Genomic DNA, 21452 nt, shown 5'->3' on the forward strand with positions numbered 1-21452 from the left:
AAACGACCTGTGGAGGTCACCCTGCCGCTGGCAGACTAGGCGTCATGGTGACGCTCCTGCTCGACTCGACGCAGCTCGAGCTCGCGCTGTCGGTCGCCGAGCGGGCGCTCGCATTCCGCAAGGAGAATGTGGTGCTCGACCGCTCGAGCATCGCGAAGGTGCAGCTCACCGACGACGTGTGGACGTGGCTGCGCGGAGTGCCGAGCCCCGGCACCCACGCGCGCGGCATCATCGCGATGGGCATCTGGCGATCGGCGGGGGGCGACGACTTCGTGCTCGTGCGCCGCCGCCACCCCGGCGTGGTCATCGATCTCGACGGCAGCGGGGAGTTCCAGCGGGTCGTGCTCACCACCCGGCACGGGCTCGCGCTCGTGACGGCGCTGCGGCTCGATGTCGCCGAAGAGGCTGCCGACGTGGCCGAGATCGCCGCGGGCAGGAAGCCGGCCAGGAAGCCGCGCGCAGCCGCGCGGCCCGCCACGGCGTGAGGCCGGATCACGCCACGTCGCGACGCCAGCTGACGAACCAGCCGAGCACGAGCAGCACGACCGCATAGCCCAGCAGCACGAGGCCGCCGACCCACCACTCGAGCTGCTCGCCGCCGGTGCTGGCGGTGAGCACGCTCGCCCCGACCAGCGCGTCGCTGGCCGCTCCTGGGAGGTACTGCACGACGGTGTCGAGGCCCTCGACGAAGGCGGCAGCCGCACGCCCCACCGGCTCGAGGAACTGCGTGAACACCAGCACACCCACGATCGCGCCCACCTGATTGCGCACGAGCGCACCGACTCCGATGCCGATCACCGTCCACAGCACGAAGGCGAGCACCATGCGGCCGAGCATGGCCCAGGTCTGCGCAGCGTCGAGATCGGTCTCCAGCCCGTATCCGGCGAGAAAGGCGACCGACGGTGCGACCGATGCCAGGACGCCGATGATGCCGTAGACGACGCCCAGCACCAGCCCGATCGCGACCTTGGCCACCAGGGCCGTGCCGCGCCGCGGAACGGCGAGAAAGGTCGGGGTGAGGGTCTTGTGGCGGAACTCCGCCGTGACCATGAGCGTTCCGATCAGCAGTGGGAAGACATAGCCGACCGACGTCGCGGTGCTGTAGAGGGTGGCGGCGAGCCCTTCGGTCGGCGTCGGCGCGCCCTGCGTGGGCAGCTCTCCCGCCGCCGATGCCGCGAAGACGAAGCCCAGCACCGCGGCGGTGAAGCCGATGTAGGCGAGCATGACGACCGCGAGAATCCACCAGATCGATGTGGTGAACTGCTTGATCGACTCGGATCGGGTGGCGGCCGCGAGGCTCATCGCTGATCACCTTCCTCCGGGGTGGCGGGTTCGCCGGGTTCGTCGGCCGGATCGGATGCGGATGCTGCGGCGTGCTGCGCAGCCGCGTGCTCGTCGTACGACGAGAAGAACTCATCGGCCGCGACATCGGCCTCGGTCTTGACGTACTGCTCCCACGGGCGGTCGTGCGGCGACTCGTCGTCGACCGGTTCATCGAGCGGCTCGTCGGCCCGCTCGGGTTCCGGCTCGGTGGGGGACTCGGTCTCGGGCTCGACGTCCGCCTCTTCCTCGGGCTCGGGCTCTGGCTCTGCTTCGGGCTCTGGCTCGGGCTCAGGCTCGGGCTCTGGCTCTGCTTCGCGCTCGGCCTCGGTCTCTGCTTCGGGCTCTGACTCTGGCTCTGCTTCGGCCTCGGCTTCCGGCTCCGGCTCTGCTTCGACGGCGACCGGCGCCTCCGCCGAGCCGGGATCGCCCGCGGCGCTCGGGTGCACCCGCACGCCGTTCACAAGCTCGAAGAACACCTCTTCGAGCGATGGCCCCTTGCGCTGCAGCGACGAGAGGGCGACTCCGGCGCCCGCGGCGAGGGCGCCGACGGCGGCGGTGTCGAGGCCGCGCACCGCGAGACCCGTGCGCAGTGTCTCGAAGGTCGCGCCCTCGGCCTCCAGCGCCGCGCGCAGGGCGGCACGGTCGGGGGAGTCGACCACGGTGCGGAACTCCGCCGGGTCGGCCAGGTCGTCGAGGGCTCCCTGATACACAAGGCGACCGCGCGAGATGATGAGGGCGGCATCCACGGTCTGCTGCACCTCGGCGAGCAGGTGCGACGACACGAACACCGTGCGACCCTCGGCGGCCAGCGACCGCAGGAAGCCGCGGATCCACGTGATGCCCTCAGGGTCGAGCCCGTTGGTCGGCTCGTCGAGCACGAGCACACCGGGGTCGCCCAGCAGCGCGAAGGCGAGCCCCAGTCGCTGCCGCATGCCCAGCGAGTAGCCGCCGACCTTGCGCCCGGCCGCATCGGCCAGGCCCACGAGGCCCAGCACTTCATCGACCCTCGCCGCGGGCAGCGCCGCGGCCGCGGCGTAGACGCGCAGGTGGTTCGCGCCGGTGCGGCCGGGGTGGAAGCTCGAGGCCTCGAGCACCGTTCCCACCGTCTGCAGCGGGTGCTTCAGCTGCGCATACGATTCGCCGCCGATGGTCGCCGCGCCGGAGGTCGGCCGCACGAGGCCCACGAGCGTCCGCAGTGTCGTCGTCTTTCCCGCGCCGTTGGGGCCGAGAAAGCCCGTCACGATGCCGGGCTCGACCCTGGCGGTGAAGTCCGAGACGGCGGTGACCGAGCCGAAGCGCTTGGTCACACCCGAGAACTCGAGTACGTCGCCTGCAGGCATGCGGCACCTCTCCTCTGAGCCGTTGCCCCCATCTTGCTGGATGACCCGGCCGACCGGGGGTATTCCGCGCGGTAACGTTGCGGGGGTGACCGCACCCGAGTCCGAGCCCCGCGTGATCGCCCGCCGCGAGAGCGGCCTCGGCCACCTCACCCTCAATCGTCCTCGAGCGATCAACGCCCTCGATCTCGGCATGATCGAGCTGCTGCACGCCGCGCTCGACGAGTGGGAGCACGACCCCGACATCGACACGGTGCTGCTCGACGGCGCGGGCGACCGCGGCCTGTGCGCCGGCGGCGACGTGCGGGGTCTCTACGACCAGATCGTCGGAGGCGCGCCCGACGACGTCACCGCGTTCTTCCGCGCCGAGTACGCCCTCAACGCGCGCATCGCCGAGTACCCCAAGCCCGTCGTCGCTCTCGCCGACGGCATCACGATGGGCGGCGGCATCGGTCTTGCCGGTCACGCCGCCGTGCGGGTGGTCACCGAGCGGTCGAAGCTCGCGATGCCCGAGACGCGCATCGGGCTCACTCCCGACGTCGGCGGCTCGTGGCTGCTGGCGCGCGCCCCCGGACGCATCGGCGAGTTCCTGGGACTCACCGGCGGCACGATGGATGCCGCCGATGCCGTCTACGCCGGCTTCGCCGACCACCTCGTGCCCGCGGATCACCTGGAGGGCCTGCGCGACGCGCTGGAGACCCGCGCCGATCCGTCGGGCCCCGCGGAGCTCGTGCTGCTGTTCGACGAGACGCCGGGGACCTCGCGGCTCGAGGCCGCGCGCCCCTGGATCGACGACGCCTTCGCCGCCGACACGGTGCCCGAGATCATCGAGCGGCTTCGAGCGCGCCCCGAGTCGGAGGCGCACGCCGTGATCGCGACGCTCGGCGAGCTCTCGCCCACCGCGATGGCGGTGACCCTCGCCGCCGTGCGCTCGGCGCGCGAGCTGCCCGACCTGCGCGCCGCGCTCGCGCAGGAGTACGGCCTCGTGCTCTGGTTCGCGCACACCCAGCCCGACCTCGTCGAGGGGATCCGCGCGCAGCTCGTCGACAAGGACCGCTCGCCGCGCTGGACCCCGCCGACCCCGGCCGACGTGCCGGCGGAGCTGGCGGCATCCGCCCTCGCCTTCGTTCCGTCGACCCCGCTGTGGGCCTGACGTGTTCGACAGCCCGCTGTCGGCCTCGGCCTACGAGGTGCTCGCCGTCGCGCCCGATGCCGACGACGAGGCGCTCAAGCGCGCCTACCGGCTGAGGCTGCGGCAGGCGCACCCCGACACCGGGGGAGACGCGGCGACGTTCATCCAGGTGCAGCGGGCGTGGGAGCTCGTGGGCACGCCCGAGGCGCGCGCCGCCTACGACCGCGGGCATGGCTTCGCCGACGAGGCGCCGTCGTTCGCGCCGACCGACGCCGCATCGTGGCGGCCGCGATCGGGTCCTGCCGACACCCGGCCGCGGGCCCGGTCGCACGGCCACCCCGGCGGGTGGCGGCGGGAGCGCTACCTCGACCTCATGCGCGAGTGGGTGGGCCGCGGCGTCGAGCTGGCCGACCCCTACGATCCTGCGCTGGTGCGCACGGCGCCCGTCGAGATCCGTCGGCTGCTGGCCGATGCGCTCGCCGAAGAGGCCACCGCCCGCATCGTCGCCGACCTCGGCATGGGCTACACCGTGTGGCACGACGTCGCCTCGCCGCGCGAGCCCGACCCCGACGCGAAGCTCGACCACGTCGTGCTCGGTCCGAGCGGGCTGTACGGCGTGCTCTCCGAAGACTTCGGCGGCCCCGTGCGGGTGCGCCGCGGCGAGCTCGTCGGCGACGGTGTCGATGGTGCACCGATCGCGACCCTCGTGGGGCGGATGCGGCAGCTCGCCCGCGCGGCCGGCGTGCGCTTCAGCGGCGCGATCGTCGTGCTGCCCGACGACGACGTGCTGCAGGCGATCGACGAGCTCGGCAAGGTGCGGGGGACTCCGGTGGTGCTGGTCGGCCGCAGCGCGCTGTCGACGGTGCTGCGCCGGGGACTCACCGGCGCCCGCGCGATCGGCGGCAACGAGCTGTTCGACGTGCGCACCCGCCTGCAGCAGGTGGTGCGCTACGCGTAGGCGCGAGCGCGAGTCGCCGGCGTGGACCTGCCCGACCTGCGGCGAGCGGCTGCGGTGGGAGATCCTCGACGACGAGAGGTTCGTCGTGGCCTGGTCGTGCCTGAACTGCGGGCTCATCCGCACGACCGAGCCGACCTGACCCCGGAGTCTTGGGCAGGCGCAGGTGACCGCATCCGCCCGCCGCTGCCGGTCGCAGAAGGTGCGGCTTCCGGCGCCCCGGGGTGGCATCTTGTGCGACTGGGCCCCGGGTGTGGTCGCAGAAGATGCGGCTTCCGGTGCCCGAGGCGGCATCTTGTGCGACCGAGGTGCGACCGGATGTGCGACCCGGCCCGTGGTCGCAGAAGTTGCGGCTTCCAGCGCCCGAGGCGGCATCTTGTGTGACCGAGCCCTGGGATGGTCGCACAAGGTGTGGCTCACCGGCACCGGAGTCGCCCTATAGTGCGACCTCCCGCGACTCGCGGTCGCCCTATAGTGCGACCAGCAGTCGGCGGGGGAGAGCGGGGCGACCTGCGATCGGCCGTCAGCTCAGGTTGTGCCGCAGGGCATCGGCGACCCATCGCGCATACGAGTGCCAGGGCGGTGTGCCGGCGGCCGCGGCTTCGGCGTGCGCGCGCAGCTCTGCGTCGGCGCGGAACCACTCGCCGCCCTCGCGCAGGTGCGCGAACTGCGCGTGCCGCGCGCGCTCGAGCGTACGGTCGCCGAGCTCGAACGCGAGCAGCTCGTGATGCCAGATCGCCGCGAGTCGCCGCTGCGGCTGCGACGAGGTGCCGATCTTGATGCGCGCGTCCCACCGCAGGTAGTAGACGACGTCGACCCGCGGGCGCGGCAGGTCGGGATCGGGGCTGTCGCCGAGGCGCCAGCCGCAGACGGGGCAGGTGCGGATGCCGGGAGCCCCGGCATCCGATTCGGGTGCGGCCAACCCGCACAGCACGCAAGCCACCGGCTCAGACACGGTAGGCGTCCACGATCAGGGGGCCGCGGATGTCGCGGAGCGCGTCGATCAGGCGCTCGATGCCACGGCGGCTCGTCGTCGCGCCGGTGATGTCGTGCGGGCCGAGGGGGCGCAGAGGGCCGGTGCGCAGGCGCACCACCTCCCAGCCGGCCGCGCGCAGCAGCCGGTCCTTGCGACGGTCGGTCTCTTCGTGCGGTCCGACGTGCTCGAGGCCGAACCGCCCGACGGTGTCGTATTCGATGGCGACGCGCAGTTCGGGCAGCAGCAGATCGGGCCACACCTCGAGGTGCTCGAAGAAAGGCCGTGCGACGCGCACGGCGTTCATCCCCGGTGTCACCGCGAGAGCGGAGAACACGGCGGCCCGCAGTGCCCCCTCGGCCGCGGATGCGGGTCTGGGCGCGCACGCGCTCACGAACGCCGAGCCCACCGGCACATCGGGCGTCTTCGCGCAGATGCGCGCCCGCCGGGGGCGACCGGCGGCCTGCGGCGCCGCGGAAGCACCAGACCCGGACACACCCGACCCGGGCATACCCGACCCTGCGCCGCCCGCCGCTGCACGCGTGGGCGCCGCGACCCGCCTCGGCACTGCGCCGGCCGTGCACTCCGGGCACCAGGCCGATCGGCGCCGGCGCCCACCGGGTCGTGAGCGCTGCTCGCTGGGGGTGGCCACGAAGAGATGCCCGGCCTCGCACTGCCACAGCAGCAGCACATCGGCGGCAGGGGGGATCTGCGAGAGCACGATCCCGGCGTTGAGCTCGGGGTGATACTGCCGCACCAGCAGGGGGTACGCCGCCCACGCCTCGCGGTAGGCGCCCACGTCGTAGGGCACCTCCCGGCCGCGCGAGAACTGCCGTCGCGCCCACCAGTCCTCCACGCGCTCGGCCACGTCGTGCACAGTACGCGCGGCCTCCGACGTCGCTGTCGGTGGCCGGTGCGACCATCGCCTCAGACGATCGGGGGAGAGATGCGGGGGGAGGCGACCGTGCTGCACGCCGATCTCGACGCCTTCTACGCGTCGGTCGAGCAGCGCGATGCGCCCGAGCTGCGCGGTCGGCCGGTCATCGTCGGCGGCGGGGTCGTGCTCGCCGCCAGCTACGAGGCCAAGGCGCGGGGTGTGCGCACCGCGATGGGCGGGCGGCAGGCGCGCGAGCTGTGCCCGGATGCCGTCATCGTGCCGCCGCGCATGGAGGCCTACACGCAGGCCAGCCGTGCGGTCTTCGCGATCTTCCGCGACACGACTCCGCTGGTCGAAGGCCTCTCGATCGACGAGGCGTTCCTCGAGGTCGGTGGCCTCCGTCGCCTCGTCGGGCCTCCCGAGCAGATCGCCGTGCGACTGCGTGATCGGGTGCGCACCGAGGTCGGGCTGCCGATCTCGGTCGGGGTCGCGCGCACCAAGTTCCTGGCCAAGGTCGCCAGCGCCGCCAGCAAACCCGACGGGCTGCTGCTGGTCGATCCCTCGGCGGAGGAGCAGTTTCTGCATCCGCTCCCGGTCGAACGGCTCTGGGGCGTCGGCGCCGTGACGGCCGAGAAGCTCCACCGCCTCGGCATCCGCACCGTCGGCGAGTTGGCAGAACTCGAGTCGGCCACCGCGGAGCGGCTGCTCGGCCGGGCCGCCGGAGCACACGTGCACGCGATGGCAAGGCTGCGCGATCCGCGGCCGGTCGTCAGCACACCCCGCCGAGGGTCGATCGGCTCGCAGCGGGCGCTGGGCGCTGCGCCGCGCACCGCCGACGAGCTCGAGGTCATGCTGACCCAGATCATCGACCGTCTCGCCCGCCGACTGCGCGATGGCGGCCGCGGGTGCCGCAGCGTCGTGCTGCGGCTGCGATTCGGCGACTTCTCGAAGGCGACGCGCTCGCGCACACTGCGGTCGCCTACCGATCGCACGGCCGTGCTGCTGGCGGCGGCGCGCGGGCTGCTGCAGGCGGCGCAGCCGCAGATCGCCCAGCGTGGGATCACCCTCATCGGCGTCTCTTTCGGCCAGCTCGTGCGCGGCGCCGAGGTGCCGGCCGAGCTCCCGATCGACTGGGCCGAGAACGCCAGGCTCGATACCGTGCTCGACGCCGTGAAAGACCGCTTCGGGTCGGCCGCACTCGCCCGCGCCGCTCAGCTCGGCCGCGACCCGGGCTGGGACGCGCCGCTGCTTGCGGAGCACGAGTGATCGGATGCGGGATCCCGATCGGTCGGACCTCCCGCAGACCGGAGAAGGGCCGCCACGCCGTGCGGCGAGGCGGCCCTTCCCCCGGGGGGTCCGTTCGCCGCTACTTGGCGATCTTGGTGGCGGCCGACACCTTGCTCACGCTCTGGTAGCCGCTCCGAGCGACCGTGATCTTGACGGTGAGCTTCTTGCCCGCATCCGCCTTCTTCACGGTGTAGGTCGACTTCTTGGCTCCCGAGATGGCCTTGCCGTTGACGTACCACTGGTACGTCTTGGTCGAGGCCTTCGGGCTGACCGTGATGCTCGCGGTGAGCTTCTTGCCGACCTTCGCGGTGCCGGTGATCTTCGGCGTCGAGACGCTCGTGAACACCTTCGCCACGGTGGTCGACGCCGAGGTCTTGGTCACCGACTCATAGCCGGTTCTCGCGACCGTGATCTTCACGGTGAGCTTCTTGCCCGCATCCGCTTTCTTCACGGTGTAGGTCGAGCTCTTCGCGCCCGAGATCGCCTTGCCGTCGGCGTACCACTGGTAGGTCTTGGTCGACGCCGTCGGGCTGACCGTGATGCTCGCGTTGAGCTTGTTGCCGACCTTCGCGCTGCCGGTGATCTTCGGCGTCGAGACGCTGGTGAACACCTTCGCCACCGTGACCGAGGCCGAGGTCGCCGTGGCGGGCTCGTAGCCCGCGCGCGACGCCGTCACCGCGACGGTGATCGACTTGCCTCGATCGGCCGTCGCGACGAGGTAGGTCGCCGACGTGGCGTCCTCGACCGGAGTGCCGCCGACCGACCACTGGTACGCGAGCTCCTCCGCGGCGGGAGTCCACGTGCCGGGCTGCGCGGTGAGCGTCTTGCCGGCCTGGGCGGTGCCGGTGATCGCCGGGGTGCCGATCGTCGAGAACACGCGGTCGATCGTCACCGGCTCCGAGTCAGCGGATGCCGACGTGTAGCCGTCGAGTGTCGCCGTCGCCCGCACCGCGATCTGCGCGCCTCGGTCGGCAGCGGTGACGGTGTAGGCCTCGCCGTTCTCGCCTGCGATCGCTTCGCCGTCGCGCAGCCACTGCAGCTCGACGGCGGCGGTGCCGGGCTCGAACTCGCCGGCCGTCGCGGTCAGCGTCTCGCCTGCGCGAGCCGTCCCGGTGAGGGTCGGTGCCGACACGGCCGTGATCGCGGGCGGGGTGACCAGCTCGAGACCGTCGAGCGCGGCGGTGAGCAGCGCGACGGCGGTCGTCGCCTGGTCTTCGGTGGGAGCCGATGCCGCCAGCACGATCCGCGCCTTCTCGAGCGCCCGATCGAGCTCGGCGAGCGAGGCGTCGGTGTACAGCGAACGGCTCACCTCATCGGCCTGCGCGACGAGTGCCGCGAGCTCGGTGGTGTCGATGTCGGACGCGGAGTACTTCATGAGGGCGAAGTCGTCGAACGTGCCCCACGTGCCGGCGGATGCGGACGCCAGTGCACCCGAGACGACGGCCTGCCCGTTCGAGCCGACCTCGACCACGACGCTCGAGGCGTTGTGCTCGCCCCATGCGGTGATCTTCAGCGGGGTCTCGTACGTGCCCACCGAGGTGACGGCTCGCAGCGTCGCCGATCCCGAGGTGAAGGCGCCGCCGTGCGCGACCGCCGACAGCAGGTAGGTGCCCTCGTCCAGCCCGGTGATGGTCTGGGTGACCGCGGTGGTCATGGTGTTGGCCGAGTAGAACTTGAAGGCCTTGGTGCCCGAGGAGGCGTCGGTGGTCGTGGTGATCGAGCCACCCGAGCCGGAGACCGCCCACGGCGTCGCCGCACTGTTCTCGAAGCCGGGGTTGACGACGTAGTTGGTCGTCGACGCGGTGACCGTGATGCTCGCGCTGACCGCGAGGCCCTCGGCGGTGACGCCCGAGACGGTGTAGGAGCCCGGGCTCGTGATCCAGGACGCGGCGTCGGACCAGGTGACCTCGGCGGTTCCGGTGGAGCCGTCGTTGTACTCGACCGTCACCGTGGCGGGCAGCGCGACAGCCGACGCGGCGGCGAAGGTCAGCGACACCGACTGGTACGACACGACCTCCCGGTCGGTGGTGGTTCCGGTGTAGACGTAGTCGAACGTCGAGAGCGATTCGAGCGGGGTGCCGTTCGCGGCGAACAGCGCCTGGTTCTCCCAGGCCGAGCCGCCGTAGTAGACGCCGGCGTCCGCCGGGTCGTATTCGGCGGCCGCCGAGCTCGCCCAGCCGGAGCCGTCACGCTCCCACAGCACCTTGTTGGCCTCGAGGGTGTCGGCGGTGCCGACCGGCAGCCAGGCCGGCTCCCAGTAGAAGACTCCGATGCCGGCGTTCTGGTCCACGGAGCTGACCGTCGCGATCACGTCGCGCAGCGCCCGCGCCTGTCCCTGCACCGACACGGGGTACTGGGTGGCGGCCGCGGCCGTGCGGATGACGTTGTCGTGACCGTCGAAGTCGTCGAGGGTGTACGCCCACGAGGTCTCGGCGACGAGCACCTTCTTGCCGTACTGGTTCACGATCTTGTTGAGCTCGCTCTTGAGGTTCGCCAGCGTGCCGTGCCAGAACGCGTAGTACGACGACGCGAACACGTCGTAGTCGACGTTGTTCGTCTTCAGGTACCCCGCGAAGGTCGTGTAGTTCGCCCGGTTCGGGTTGGTGAAGTGCACGGCGACGAGCGCGTCGGGGAACACCTGACGGATGCCCTCGGAGCCCGCCTGGAAGATCTTCGAGATGTTCGTCCAGTTGGTCTCGCCGGCGACGCCGTTGGTGGTCTCGTTGCCCACCTGCACCATGGTGACGTCGACGCCGGCCTCGGCCATGAGCTCGAGGGCGCTGATCGTGTACTCCTTGGCGGCAGCGACCTTCTGGTCGATCGTGAAGCTCGACCAGGCCTTGGGTGCCTTCTGCTTGCCGGGGTCGGCCCAGAAGTCCGAGTAGTGGAAGTCGACGAACACGCTCAGCCCCGCGGCCGTGGCGAGTGCGCCGATCTCGGCGGCGCGCTCGGCGTCGACGTTGCCGCCGCCGTATCCCTGGCCCGTCGTGGAGTTGAACGGATCGTTCCACACGCGAAGGCGCACGTCGGTGACACCGTGATCGGCGAGCACCTCGAAGAGGTTCGCGGGCTGTCCTTCGTCGTCGCGGAACACGACGCCCGACTCGATGAGCGAGAGGTACGACGAGATGTCGACGCCCATCTTGAAGTCGTCGGAGAGGCCGTCGACCTTCTCGACGAAGATCCCCGCTTCGACAGGGTCGTCCTGGGCGAGCGCGGGTGAGGCCCCGGCCATCACCAGCATCGCCGCCGCCGTCGCTACCGCGATGGCTCTCGACACGAACCGTTTCATACGTCTGCCTTCCAATCCCCTTCGACTGGTCGTAGCTCTCGGCGTCGTCGCCATCCTGGTCAGAACGCAGAGACTGTGACCGGTCACAGTCTGTGACCGGTCCCAGCGTAGAGCGAACGGCCTCACCCAGGTAAGGCCTGACCACACTCCGAGATCATTTCGTTATCTGTGGGCGGCTCGGCGGTGCACGAGGCCGCGACCGGGATCAGCCGACGAGCCCCCACAGCTGCAGGGGGTGCGTCAGGCGCCACCACGCCGACGGGTCTTCGATGTCGCCCGCCAGTGCCACCTCGACAGTGGTGTCGTCGAGGGGTCCTGTCACCGCCAGCGAGCCGATCACGGCGCCCTCCGAGCGGGCACTGCCGAGGTCGAGCGTGGCCTCGGTCGTCGCCGATGCCCCGTTCCACAGGATCGCCTGCGCGTCGGCCGTGGTGACCGCATCCACCTGCTCGCCCCATGCCGTCTCGACGGTGCCGACGACGGTGCCGGCGGGAACGGCGGTCATCGGCACGAGCTCCTTCTGCACGCTCAGATAGAGGTCGCGCGACGTGTCGAAGCGGTCTTCGTCCTTCGTCTGCCCGAGCACGGCGGCATACATGACCACGGGCGTCGTTCCGACGACGATCTCCCTCGCCGACAGCAGGTTGTACCCCTCGAGCCAGCCCGTCTTGATGCCGAGCACTCCCGAATCGGCCAGCAGCTCGTTGGTGTTCTCGACCTCGCCCGCGCCGGGCAACTCGATCGACTCGGTGCCGACGATCTCGGCGAACACCGGGTTCTGCATCGCGAGTTCGCCCAGGTGCACCAGCGACGCGGCGTCGGCCGTGTTTCCGGCATCGATGCCGGTGGGATCGGTGATCGTGATGCCCGACAGGTCGTGCTCGGCCAGCCACGCCTTCGCGTCCTTCACGAAGGCGCGATCCGAGCTCCAGTACTCGCTCGCCAGTCGATCGGCGTAGTTGTTCGCCGAGCCGATCAGCATGCCCTGCAGCAGCTGCAGCTCGGTCAGGGTGCCCCCCACCGGCACGTCGAGCGCCGACTCGTTGCGGTAGAGGTACGCCCAGTAGTCCTGGCTGTCGGCGTAGGTGAACGAGAACGCGTCGCCGCTCTCGCCCTCGGCCAGCGGTGCAGCCTCGAGCACGAGCATCGCGGTGACCACCTTGGTGATCGAGGCGATCGAGAGCACGTCGTCGTTCGCGCTCGCGAGCTGGTCGATGCCCTCCACCGCGACGGCGGCGGTGCCGTCGGCCGGCCACGCGGCGGCGGATGCGGGGGCCGCCGCCGACGTCACGGTCACCGCTTCCGCGGTCGGGGTGACGGCGGTCAGCGGCCAGAGCAGGGTCGCCGCCGCGTACGCGGCCACGATCAGCACCACCGCCGTGATCGCGAGCGCGATGCGTCGACGCAGCGGTGAGCGCAGGGGCTCGTCGTCGGTGAGCAGGTCGGCGGTGACGGGGATGTACGGGCTCGCAGCCTCGGCGATCTCGGCCTTGGTCAGAGGGCGCACCACCGTGTTCTCGTCGACCCAGGTGAGGGCCGCGGTGCGCGGCTTCTGCTCGAACAGTCCGGAGACATCGAGGTCGCCGGAGGGCGCCGAGGCGGTGGCGAGCACAGGTGCAGCAGACAGCGACGACTCGACGGGCAGCTCGTCGTCGATCCCCTCGTCGTCGGGGTCGACCGGCGTCGACTCGGCCTCACGCGCCGCCTCCTGCTCGCGACGTCTGCGGCGCGTGGGCGGCGTCTCCTCCTGAGTCACCCGCCAAACCTACCTTGTCGCCGTCGGCGTATACTCATCGGCGAAACCACGGGAGTCCGGTGAGCCGGGCTGAGAGGAAGCGACCCACGCTTCGACCGTCGAACCTGATCCGGATCATGCCGGCGCAGGGAGGAGCAGAAATGCACATGTCCACGTCTACGCCCACCGGGGCGGCAGCATCCGTCCGCACTCTGCGCTGGAGAGTCGTCGACATCGTCGTCGCCAGCGTCGTCGGGGTCGCCGCGGGGTTGATCTTCCTCTTCTGGAACGTCGCCTACGTCGGGCCCAAGAGCCTGCTCGAGCCGCTGCTGCCCGGCCTGCAGGGGTTGCTCGACGGCCCCTGGCTGTTCGCCGGCGTGCTCGGGGCGCTGATCATCCGCAAGCCCGGCGCCGCGATCTACACCGAGACCCTCGCCGCCGTCGTGAGCGCGCTGGTCGGCAACACGTGGGGCGGCTTCCTCACGATCGAGGCGGGGCTCGTGCAGGGCCTCGGCGCCGAGCTCGTCTTCGCGCTGTTCCTCTACCGCCGCTGGAACCTGCCGGTCGCCGTTCTCGCCGGCGTGGGCGCGGCACTGGCCGGAGGCATCAACAACCTCGTGCTCTGGTATGCGGGCGCGGGTCCCGCCTTCACCGCCGTGTATCTCGTGAGCACCGCGATCTCGGGCGCGGTCATCGCGGGCGGACTGTCGTGGCTGCTGGCCAGGGGCCTGGCCGCCACGGGAGCCCTCGACCGGTTCGCCTCCGGGGCGGCCGTGCGCGAGCGTGTCTGAGACGCTGCATCCGTCTGCCGTCGAGGCGCGCGGCTGGGGGTGGCGGCACTCCGGCCGCCGCGCCTGGGCGGTCGCGGGGGCCACGCTGCGCATCGAGCCCGGTGAGCGCGTGCTGCTGCTGGGCGCGTCGGGCGCGGGCAAGTCGACGCTGCTGCAGGGTCTTGCCGGCGTGCTCGGCGGCGACGAAGAGGGCGAGCAGGTCGGCGAACTGCTCATCGATCGGATGCCGGCGGCCCGCGCGCGGGGGCGCGCAGGGCTCGTGCTGCAGGACCCCGATGCGCAGGTGATCCTCGCCAGGGTCGGCGACGACGTCGCGTTCGGCTGCGAGAACCTGGGCGTGCCGCGCGAGCTCATCTGGACCAGGGTGCGGGAGGCGCTTGACGCCGTGGGCCTGGACGTGCCCCTCGACCGGCCGACCAAGGCCCTGTCGGGCGGGCAGAAGCAGCGGCTCGCCCTCGCCGGGGCGATCGCGATGCGCCCGGGGCTGCTGCTGCTCGACGAGCCCACCGCCAACCTCGACCCCGACGGGGTCGCCGAGGTGCAGGGTGCCGTCGCGCGGCTCGTCGACGATCGGCGCACGACGCTCGTGGTCGTCGAGCACCGTGTCGAGGTGTGGCTGCCGCTGGTCGATCGCGTCATCGTGCTGGCCGCCGGCGGCGGCGTGATCGCCGACGGCACCCCCGACGAGGTGTTCGCCGCCGAGGGTGCGGCGCTGGCGGCCCAGGGGGTCTGGGTGCCCGGCCATCGACCCGAGCTTCCTCCGGCTCCGGCGCGCGAGCCGGGCGAGGTGCTGCTGTGCGCCCGCGATCTCGCCGTGCAGCGGGTGCGCGGTCAGGCGGTGGCCTCCGGCATCGACCTCGATGTGCGCGCGGGAGAGGCGCTCGCGATCACGGGGCCCAACGGAGCCGGCAAGTCCACGCTCGGCCTCACGCTGGCGGGACTGCTGGCCCCGGCATCCGGTCTGCTCGCGGCCGCGCCCGCGCTCGCCGCCGGCGTCGGCCCGCAGCCGATCGACTGGCGCTCGCGCGAACTGCTCACACGGCTCGGCATGGTGTTCCAAGAGCCCGAGCACCAGCTGCTGGGGCGCACCGTGCGCGACGAACTCGAGGTCGGCCCCCGCGCGCTGGGGCTCGGCGAGGCCGAGACGGCCGTGCGCGTCGATGAGCTGCTCGAGCGGCTGCGCCTCGACCGCCTCGCCCGTGCCAACCCCTATACGCTCTCGGGCGGCGAGAAGCGGCGGCTCACGGTCGCGGCAGCGCTCGCGACCAGGCCCCGCGTGCTCGTGCTCGACGAGCCGACGTTCGGACAGGACGCCCGCACGTGGGGCGAGCTGGTGCGGATGCTGGCGGCTCTGCGCGACGCAGGCGACGCGACCGGCGAGGGCACCGCGCTGGTCGCGATCACGCACGACGCCGACATCGTCGCCGCGCTGCACGCGCGCCGCTTCGCCTTCGAGGCGGTGCCGGCATGACCCTGCTCGAGTCCCGCGCGCGCTCCGGGCCGCTGGCCGGCATCAACCCCGTCGCGAAGCTCGGCGCAGCCGCCGCGCTGACGATTCCGCTCGTGCTGACTCTCGATCCCGTCTCGGCCGGCGTCGCCCTCGTGCTCGAGCTGCTGCTGTTCCCGTTCGCGGGGCTCGGCTGGCGCGAGTTCTGGTCGCGCACGGCGATCGTGTGGGTGCTGGCGCCGTTGACGGCGGTGACGATCGCGCTCTACGGAGAGACCAGCGGCACGGTCTACGTCGACTGGTTCCTGGTGCGCATCAGCGAGGGCTCGCTGCAGCTGGCGCTGGCGACGATGCTGCGGGTGCTCGCGATCGCGCTGCCATCGGTCGTGCTGTTCGCCACCGTCGACCCGACCGATCTCGCCGACGGCCTCGGCCAGGTGCTGCGGCTGCCGGCCCGCTTCGTCATGGGCGGGCTCGCGGGGCTGCGGATGGTCGGGCTCTTCCTCGACGACTGGCGTGCGCTCGAGCTCGCCCGCCGTGCGCGCGGCGTAGCCGACCGCGGGCGGCTGCGGCGCTTCGCCGGCATGGCCTTCGCGCTGCTCGTGCTGTCGATCCGCCGGGGCGCGAAGCTCTCGACCGCGATGGAGGCGCGCGGCTTCGGTGCGCCGGGGCAGCGCACGTGGGCGCGGCCATCGCCGTTCGGCCGGCGGGAATGGATGCTGATCGCCCTGGGCCTCACGATCGCTGCCGTCGCGATCGTCGCCGCCGTGGCCACGGGGGCGTGGAACTTCATCCTCGGCCCGGGCTGAGTCCTTCGTCGTCGAGCCGCCGCACGAGGCGCCTCGCCGCGGTCGCCCGGTACGACGCGTCGATGAGCTCGGCGATCTCGCCCCAGTCGGCGCGTTCGTCGAGATCGAGGCCGAGCCAGCCCCGAGGGCCGAGATAGGCGGGCACCCAGAACCGCGGGTCCTGTCGCAGAGCGGGGGCGTCGCCGGGGTCGGGGACGACCAGCACCGCGCGGTCGTGGCGCACCCACTCGTCGTCGATGCGCTGCGAGCCTCCGTAATAGCAGAACACCTTGGTCGTGAAGAAGGTCGGGCGCCCGTGCGACACCTTCTCGTCGGCCTCGGGGAGCGCCAGCGCGACCCGGCGCACCCGCCCCAGCACCGGGTCGTCGTCGTCGAACATGATCGGGTGGCTCACGGCGGCGTGCCCTCCAGCGCGTCGCGCAGCACCAGGGCGTGGTTGTGCACGAGGTCGTGGTTCGCGAACACCAGCGTCACGACCGGGTGGGCCCCGAGCTCGCCCCGCAGCGCGTCGAGGGCTCCTCGCGCAGGCCCCGCGAGCTCGGCGCCATAGGCGGCGGCGAAGGCGTCCCACCCCATCTCCTCGTGGTGGAACGCGTGGCGCAGCTCGGCGCTCGGCGCGACATCCTTGCCCCACCTATCGATCGCCGCGCGCTCCTTCGACACCCCTCGAGGCCACAGCCGGTCGACGAGCACGCGGAACCCGTCGCCGGGGTCGGCCGGCTCGTACACGCGCTTGAGCTTGAGCTGCATCCGCCCAGTCAACACCGGCCGCCGATACCCTGGAAGAGGATGCGTGCTGGTACTGAGTGCCGCGTATGCTGACACTGGATGCCGCAGCATCCGTCGTTCGAAGGAGAACCCATGCAGATCACCGGCAGCTCCGCGCTGATCACCGGCGGCGCGAGCGGACTCGGGCTTGCGACCGCGAAGCGCCTCGCCGCGGCCGGCGCGATCGTGACGATCGTCGACCTGCCCGGCTCGACCGGCGCCGAGGCCGCAGCCGAGCTCGGCGGCGCGTTCGCCCCCGCCGACGTCACCGACCCGAGCCAGGTCGCCGCTGCCGTCGCGACGGCCGCGAGCCTGGGGCCCCTGCGCATCGTCGTCAACTGCGCCGGCATCGCTCCGCCGGCCAAGGTGCTCGACCGCGACGGCAACCCGGGGAGCCTCGCCGACTTCGCCCGCATCATCCAGATCAACCTCATCGGCACCTACAACATGATCGCCCAGGCCTCGGCCGCGATCGCGAAGACCGAGCCGGCCGACTCCGGCGACCGCGGCGTCATCGTCAACACCGCGAGCGTCGCCGCCTTCGACGGCCAGATCGGCCAGCCCGCCTACTCGGCGAGCAAGGGCGGCGTGCACGCCATGACCCTGCCGATCGCGCGCGAGCTCGCGCGCCACAGCATCCGCGTCTGCACGATCGCCCCGGGCATCATGGAGACCCCGATGCTCGCGGGCCTGCCCGAGGCCGCCCAGCAGAGTCTCGGCCAGCAGGTGCCCTACCCCGCCCGCCTCGGCAAGCCGGACGAGTATGCCGCGCTCGTGCAGCACATCGTCGAGAACGGCTACCTCAACGGCGAGACCATCCGCCTCGACGGCTCGATCAGAATGGCACCGCGATGAGCGACACGATCCTCCTTCACATCGAGGCGGGCCTGGCCCGCGTCACCTTCAACCGCCCTGCGTCGCTCAACGCGATGGACCTCGAGATGGGCGCGCGCTGGCGCGACGTCGCGCGGCAGGTCACGAGCGACCCGGCGGTGGGAGCGGTGATCCTGGATGCCGCAGGCCCCGCGTTCTGCGCCGGCGGCGATGTCGTCGCGATGAGCTCCGCCGTCTCGGGCAGCGACGAGATCGCCCAGATGGCGCACGTGATCCACGAGGGCATCCGCACGTTCGTCGAGTCCGACAAGCCGATCGTCGCCGCGGTGCAGGGCGCGGTCGCGGGTGGGGGCCTCGGACTCATGCTCGCGGCCGACTACATCGTCGCGAGCGACCGCGCGAAGTTCGTCTCGAAGTACGCGAACATCGGCCTGACCCCCGACCTCGGCGTCTCGACGCTGCTGCCGGCCGCGATCGGCCAGCGCCGTGCTCTGCAGCTGCTGCTGCAGGACACCACGATCGACGCGGCCACGGCACTCGAGTGGGGCCTGGTCGCCGAGGTCGTCGGCGCGGATGCCGTCGCCTCCCGTGCCGCAGAGATCGCCGCCTTCTGGCTCGACGGCGCGACCGCGGCCTTCGGCCAGGCCAAGCGCCTCGTGCGCACGGGCGCCCACCGGCCGTTCTCGACCAACCTCGACGACGAGGCGGCGACCATCGGAGCCGCCTTCGGCACCGATGCGGCCCGCGCCCGCATCGCGGCGTTCGCCGCCGCATCCCGCAAGACCGCAGCAACCAAGGAGAACTCATGACCCTCGCGGGCAAGACCATCCTGATGTCGGGCGGCAGCCGCGGCATCGGCCTGGCGATCGCGCTGCGCGCTGCGCGCGACGGCGCGAACATCGCCCTGCTGGCCAAGACCGACACTCCGCACCCCAAGCTCGAGGGCACGGTGCACTCCGCGGCCGAGCAGATCAGGGCCACGGGCGGTCAGGCGCTGCCGATCGTCGGCGATGTGCGCAATGACGACGACATCACCGAGGCCGTGCTGAAGACCCAGGGCGAGTTCGGCGGTATCGACATCGTCGTCAACAACGCGTCGGTCATCGACCTGTCGCGCTCGCTCGACCTCGCCGCCAAGAAGTACGACCTCATGCAGGACGTCAACGTCCGGGGCACGTTCATGCTCTCGCGGGCGGCGGCCCCGATCCTGAAGGATGCCGAGAACCCGCACATCCTCTCGCTGTCGCCGCCGCTGAACCTCGACCCGAAGTGGCTCGGCGCGCACACCGGCTACACGCTCGCGAAGTACGGCATGACGATGGCGACGCTGGGCCTGGCGGCAGAGCTCGCCGATGCCGGCGTCGCGGCCAACACACTGTGGCCTCGGACGACGATCGCCACCGCGGCCGTGCAGTTCTCGCTCGGCGGCGACCGGATGATGCGGGTCAGCCGCACGCCCGAGATCTACGCCGACGCGGCCTACGAGATCCTGCTGAAGCCCTCGCGCGAGTACACCGGGCAGACCCTCATCGTCGAAGACGTGCTGGAGGCCGCCGGCGTCACCGACTTCTCGGGCTATGCCGCCGTGCCGGGCACCCCGGATTCCGAGCTGTTCCCGGATATCTTCCTCTGAGTCAGCCCGGGATGAGCCCGTGCTTCACGAAGGCGTTGTAGACGCCGTCGTGGGCGACCGACGTGGTGATCTCGTCGGCGCGCTCCTGCAGCTCGGGCTCGGCGTTGCCCATCGCGATGCCCACGCCGCAGACCTCGAACATCTCGACGTCGTTCCAGCTGTCGCCGATGCCGATCGCATCCGCCGCCGTGCGGCCGAGGTGCTCGAGCACCGTCGTGATGGCGGAGCCCTTGGTCACGCCTCGGAGCCCCACCTCGCCGTTCGAGCCGCCGGGCAGGGGCATCGATCCGGGCACCACGTGGAACGAGGCGCCGAGGTCGGCCTGCACCTGGTCGACGGTCCCGGTGCGGTCACTCACGAAGACGGCTTTGGCCACCGCATCCATGTCGATGCCGTCGAGGTCGTGGAACCTCGGCATCGCGACGTTGTCAGGGCGCTGCATCCAGCGGGAGGCGAGCGACGAGACCAGTTCGCGCACGCGCGCGCTGGCATAGACGCCGTCGTCGGACTGCAGGAAGAAGTGGATGCCGTGCTCGTCGAAGTAGGCCATGAGCCGCTGTGCGGCGGCCCGCGGCATGGGCCGGGCCACGACGGTCTCGTCGCCCACGGTCGCGAACGCGCCCCCGTTGGTGATGGCGCCGTCGAAGCCGATGGCGCGCACCTCGGGGTGGATGTCGGCGGCCGACCGCCCCGTGCTCAGAAGCACGAGGTGGCCGGCCGCGCGGGCTCCGCGGATCGCTTCGACCGTCGAGGGTGCGACCGTTCGGCCGTGGTCGAGGATCGTGCCGTCGACGTCGAGGAAGGCGATGCGCGAGGAGGTCATGCCTTCAAGGATGCCCCGTTGGTGCGGATGACTTCGGTGTACCAGTCGAACGACTTCTTCTTGAAGCGCTCGAGGGTGCCCGACCCGTCGTCATTGCGGTCGACGTAGATGAAGCCGTAGCGCTTGCTCAGCTGCGCCGTCGACGCCGAGACGAGGTCGATGCAGCCCCACGTGGTGTAGCCGAGCACGTCGACGCCGTCGAGCACCGCTTCGCCCACCTGCACGAGGTGGTCGTTGAGATAGGCGATGCGGTAGTCGTCGACGACCGTCTTGACGCCGTCGACCTCGACCAGCTGGTCTTTCGCGCCCAGGCCGTTCTCGACGATGAACAGCGGCTTCTGCCAGCGGTCCCAGAACTGGTTGAGCACGATGCGCAGCCCCACCGGGTCGATCTGCCAGCCCCACTCGCTCGCCTCGAGCGTGGGATTGGGAACGCCGCCCATGATGTTGCCCTCGCCGGAGACCTTCTTGGCCGGGTCGGCGGTCGCGGCGACCGACATGTAGTAGCTGAACGAGACGAAGTCGACCGTGTGGGCGAGGTCTTCGCGGTCCTGGTCGGTGATCTCGAGCTCGATGCCCTTCTCGCGGAGGGTCCGCAGGAAGTAGCCGGGGTAGGCGCCGCGGGTGTGCACGTCGCCGTAGACGAGGTTGGAGTGGTCGAAGTCCATCACCGCGAGTGCGTCGGCGGGCGACGGGCTCAGCGGATAGACGGGCATCGACAGCACCATGCAGCCGATCTGCGCGTTCGGGGCGACCTCGCGCGCGATGCGGGTGGCCCGGGCGGATGCCACGAGCTCGTGGTGCATCGCCTGGTAGAGGGTCTGCTCGTCGAGCTCGTCCTTCGGGGTGTTGATGCCGCCCGACATGAAGGGGGCGTGCAGCAGCGAGTTGATCTCGTTGAAGGTCAGCCAGTAGGTCACGCGCGAGCCGAAGCGCTCGAACAGGGTGCGGGCGTAGCGCTCGTAGAAGCCGATCATGCGGCGGTCGGTCCAGCCGTCGTAGGTCTCTGCCAGGTGCAGCGGCGTCTCGTAGTGCGAGATCGTCACGAGCGGCTCGATGCCGTGCTTCTCGAGCTCGTCGAGAAGCCGGTCGTAGAAGGCCAGGCCCTCCTCGTTGGGCGCCTCTTCGTCGCCCAGCGGGAAGATGCGGCTCCACGCGATCGAGAAGCGGTAGGTCTTGAAGCCCATCTCGGCGAACAGCGCGATGTCTTCGGCATAGCGGTGGTAGTGGTCGATGCCGACGAGCTTGAGGTTGTCGGGCGTGGGCTCGGCGGTGCGCGGGCCGACGATGCCGCGGGGCATGACGTCCTGCACCGACAGCCCCTTGCCGCCCTGGTCGTAGGCGCCCTCGAGCTGGTTGGCGGCGGTCGCGCCGCCCCAGAGGAAGCCGTCGGGGAAGGTGATCTGCGTGCTCATGTTCTGTATGTCTCTCTTCGG

The 21452-nt window shown here is 71.4% G+C and carries 20 protein-coding genes and 1 riboswitch; of the genes, 10 read left to right on the forward strand and 10 right to left on the reverse strand.

Annotated elements, in window-relative coordinates:
- Positions 1–44: 44 nt before the first annotated feature.
- Positions 45–485: a hypothetical protein gene (locus tag OAW74_RS09960; RefSeq protein WP_262874208.1), complete on the forward strand. Its 441-nt coding sequence runs from the start codon at positions 45–47 to the stop codon at positions 483–485.
- Between the two features lie 7 nt (positions 486–492).
- On the opposite strand, the gene OAW74_RS09965 is transcribed toward OAW74_RS09960, so the two are convergent.
- Both OAW74_RS09965 and OAW74_RS09970 read right to left on the reverse strand, forming a co-directional pair.
- A complete protein-coding gene (locus OAW74_RS09965) occupies positions 493–1302 on the reverse strand; it encodes an ABC transporter permease (RefSeq protein ID WP_262874209.1) in 810 nt (269 codons plus the stop codon).
- Entirely contained in the window at positions 1299–2663 is a 1365-nt protein-coding gene (locus OAW74_RS09970; RefSeq protein WP_262874210.1) for an ABC transporter ATP-binding protein, read from the reverse strand. The genes OAW74_RS09965 and OAW74_RS09970 overlap by 4 nt, the downstream gene beginning before the upstream one ends.
- An 85-nt stretch (positions 2664–2748) precedes the next feature.
- Between OAW74_RS09970 and OAW74_RS09975 the strand changes: the two genes are divergently transcribed.
- The gene (locus OAW74_RS09975) at positions 2749–3813 is read left to right on the forward strand and encodes an enoyl-CoA hydratase/isomerase family protein (RefSeq protein WP_262874211.1); all 1065 of its coding nucleotides are present in this window, start codon (positions 2749–2751) and stop codon (positions 3811–3813) included.
- 1 nt (position 3814) lies between these two features.
- On the forward strand, positions 3815–4750 hold the full coding sequence (locus tag OAW74_RS09980) for a J domain-containing protein (RefSeq protein WP_262874212.1): 936 nt from the start codon (positions 3815–3817) through the stop codon (positions 4748–4750).
- 520 nt (positions 4751–5270) lie between these two features.
- Here the strand turns inward: OAW74_RS09980 and OAW74_RS09985 are convergent.
- Both OAW74_RS09985 and OAW74_RS09990 read right to left on the reverse strand, forming a co-directional pair.
- Positions 5271–5690 carry a GIY-YIG nuclease family protein gene (locus tag OAW74_RS09985; protein ID WP_262874213.1) on the reverse strand — a complete coding sequence of 140 codons (420 nt, stop codon included), beginning with the start codon at positions 5688–5690 and terminating at the stop codon, positions 5271–5273.
- A 4-nt stretch (positions 5691–5694) separates the two neighbouring features.
- On the reverse strand, positions 5695–6588 hold the full coding sequence (locus tag OAW74_RS09990) for a zinc-ribbon domain-containing protein (RefSeq protein ID WP_262874214.1): 894 nt from the start codon (positions 6586–6588) through the stop codon (positions 5695–5697).
- Positions 6589–6666: 78 nt separating this feature from the next.
- Between OAW74_RS09990 and dinB the strand changes: the two genes are divergently transcribed.
- The gene (gene dinB, locus OAW74_RS09995) at positions 6667–7863 is read left to right on the forward strand and encodes a DNA polymerase IV (protein ID WP_262874215.1); all 1197 of its coding nucleotides are present in this window, start codon (positions 6667–6669) and stop codon (positions 7861–7863) included.
- A 100-nt stretch (positions 7864–7963) separates the two neighbouring features.
- On the opposite strand, the gene OAW74_RS10000 is transcribed toward dinB, so the two are convergent.
- Both OAW74_RS10000 and OAW74_RS10005 read right to left on the reverse strand, forming a co-directional pair.
- Positions 7964–11164 (reverse strand): glycosyl hydrolase 53 family protein, encoded by a 3201-nt coding sequence (locus tag OAW74_RS10000; protein WP_262874216.1) that lies wholly within the window; start codon positions 11162–11164, stop codon positions 7964–7966.
- A gap of 217 nt (positions 11165–11381) precedes the next feature.
- Positions 11382–12932, reverse strand: coding sequence for a D-alanyl-D-alanine carboxypeptidase family protein (locus OAW74_RS10005; protein WP_262874217.1), 1551 nt, complete (start codon positions 12930–12932; stop codon positions 11382–11384).
- 38 nt (positions 12933–12970) lie between these two features.
- A riboswitch (TPP riboswitch) is annotated at positions 12971–13080 on the forward strand.
- Between OAW74_RS10005 and OAW74_RS10010 the strand changes: the two genes are divergently transcribed.
- From OAW74_RS10010 to OAW74_RS10020, 3 genes are all read left to right on the forward strand, one after another.
- Complete coding sequence (locus tag OAW74_RS10010) at positions 13079–13702, forward strand: ECF transporter S component (protein ID WP_378733786.1); 624 nt, start codon at positions 13079–13081, stop codon at positions 13700–13702. Its footprint overlaps the riboswitch before it by 2 nt.
- The gene (locus OAW74_RS10015) at positions 13695–15173 is read left to right on the forward strand and encodes an ABC transporter ATP-binding protein (RefSeq protein WP_262874219.1); all 1479 of its coding nucleotides are present in this window, start codon (positions 13695–13697) and stop codon (positions 15171–15173) included. Before OAW74_RS10010 ends, OAW74_RS10015 begins: the two co-directional genes overlap by 8 nt.
- Positions 15170–15958, forward strand: a complete 789-nt coding sequence (locus OAW74_RS10020; RefSeq protein WP_262874220.1) for an energy-coupling factor transporter transmembrane component T family protein — start codon at positions 15170–15172, stop codon at positions 15956–15958. The genes OAW74_RS10015 and OAW74_RS10020 overlap by 4 nt, the downstream gene beginning before the upstream one ends.
- Here OAW74_RS10020 and OAW74_RS10025 read toward each other — a convergent pair.
- Together OAW74_RS10025 and OAW74_RS10030 are read right to left on the reverse strand one after the other, a co-directional pair.
- Positions 15939–16352 carry an MmcQ/YjbR family DNA-binding protein gene (locus OAW74_RS10025; protein WP_262874221.1) on the reverse strand — a complete coding sequence of 138 codons (414 nt, stop codon included), beginning with the start codon at positions 16350–16352 and terminating at the stop codon, positions 15939–15941. The genes OAW74_RS10020 and OAW74_RS10025 overlap by 20 nt on opposite strands.
- On the reverse strand, positions 16349–16708 hold the full coding sequence (locus tag OAW74_RS10030) for a DUF488 domain-containing protein (RefSeq protein WP_262874222.1): 360 nt from the start codon (positions 16706–16708) through the stop codon (positions 16349–16351). The genes OAW74_RS10025 and OAW74_RS10030 overlap by 4 nt, the downstream gene beginning before the upstream one ends.
- A 111-nt stretch (positions 16709–16819) precedes the next feature.
- On the opposite strand from OAW74_RS10030, the gene OAW74_RS10035 reads away from it, so the two are divergent.
- Genes OAW74_RS10035 through OAW74_RS10045 form a run of 3 tightly spaced genes read left to right on the forward strand, consistent with a single transcriptional unit; the run spans position 16820 to position 19193 of the window.
- Positions 16820–17581 carry an SDR family NAD(P)-dependent oxidoreductase gene (locus tag OAW74_RS10035; protein WP_262874223.1) on the forward strand — a complete coding sequence of 254 codons (762 nt, stop codon included), beginning with the start codon at positions 16820–16822 and terminating at the stop codon, positions 17579–17581.
- Positions 17578–18369 (forward strand): enoyl-CoA hydratase/isomerase family protein, encoded by a 792-nt coding sequence (locus tag OAW74_RS10040; protein ID WP_262874224.1) that lies wholly within the window; start codon positions 17578–17580, stop codon positions 18367–18369. Before OAW74_RS10035 ends, OAW74_RS10040 begins: the two co-directional genes overlap by 4 nt.
- Positions 18366–19193: an SDR family oxidoreductase gene (locus OAW74_RS10045; protein ID WP_262874225.1), complete on the forward strand. Its 828-nt coding sequence runs from the start codon at positions 18366–18368 to the stop codon at positions 19191–19193. Before OAW74_RS10040 ends, OAW74_RS10045 begins: the two co-directional genes overlap by 4 nt.
- Position 19194: 1 nt before the next feature.
- On the opposite strand, the gene OAW74_RS10050 is transcribed toward OAW74_RS10045, so the two are convergent.
- Positions 19195–20016, reverse strand: coding sequence for a Cof-type HAD-IIB family hydrolase (locus tag OAW74_RS10050; RefSeq protein ID WP_262874226.1), 822 nt, complete (start codon positions 20014–20016; stop codon positions 19195–19197).
- Complete coding sequence (locus OAW74_RS10055) at positions 20013–21431, reverse strand: glycoside hydrolase family 1 protein (protein WP_262874227.1); 1419 nt, start codon at positions 21429–21431, stop codon at positions 20013–20015. The genes OAW74_RS10050 and OAW74_RS10055 overlap by 4 nt, the downstream gene beginning before the upstream one ends.
- Positions 21432–21452 lie beyond the last annotated feature (21 nt).

The organism is Microbacterium fluvii, from assembly GCF_025515205.1.
GTDB lineage: Bacteria > Actinomycetota > Actinomycetes > Actinomycetales > Microbacteriaceae > Microbacterium > Microbacterium fluvii.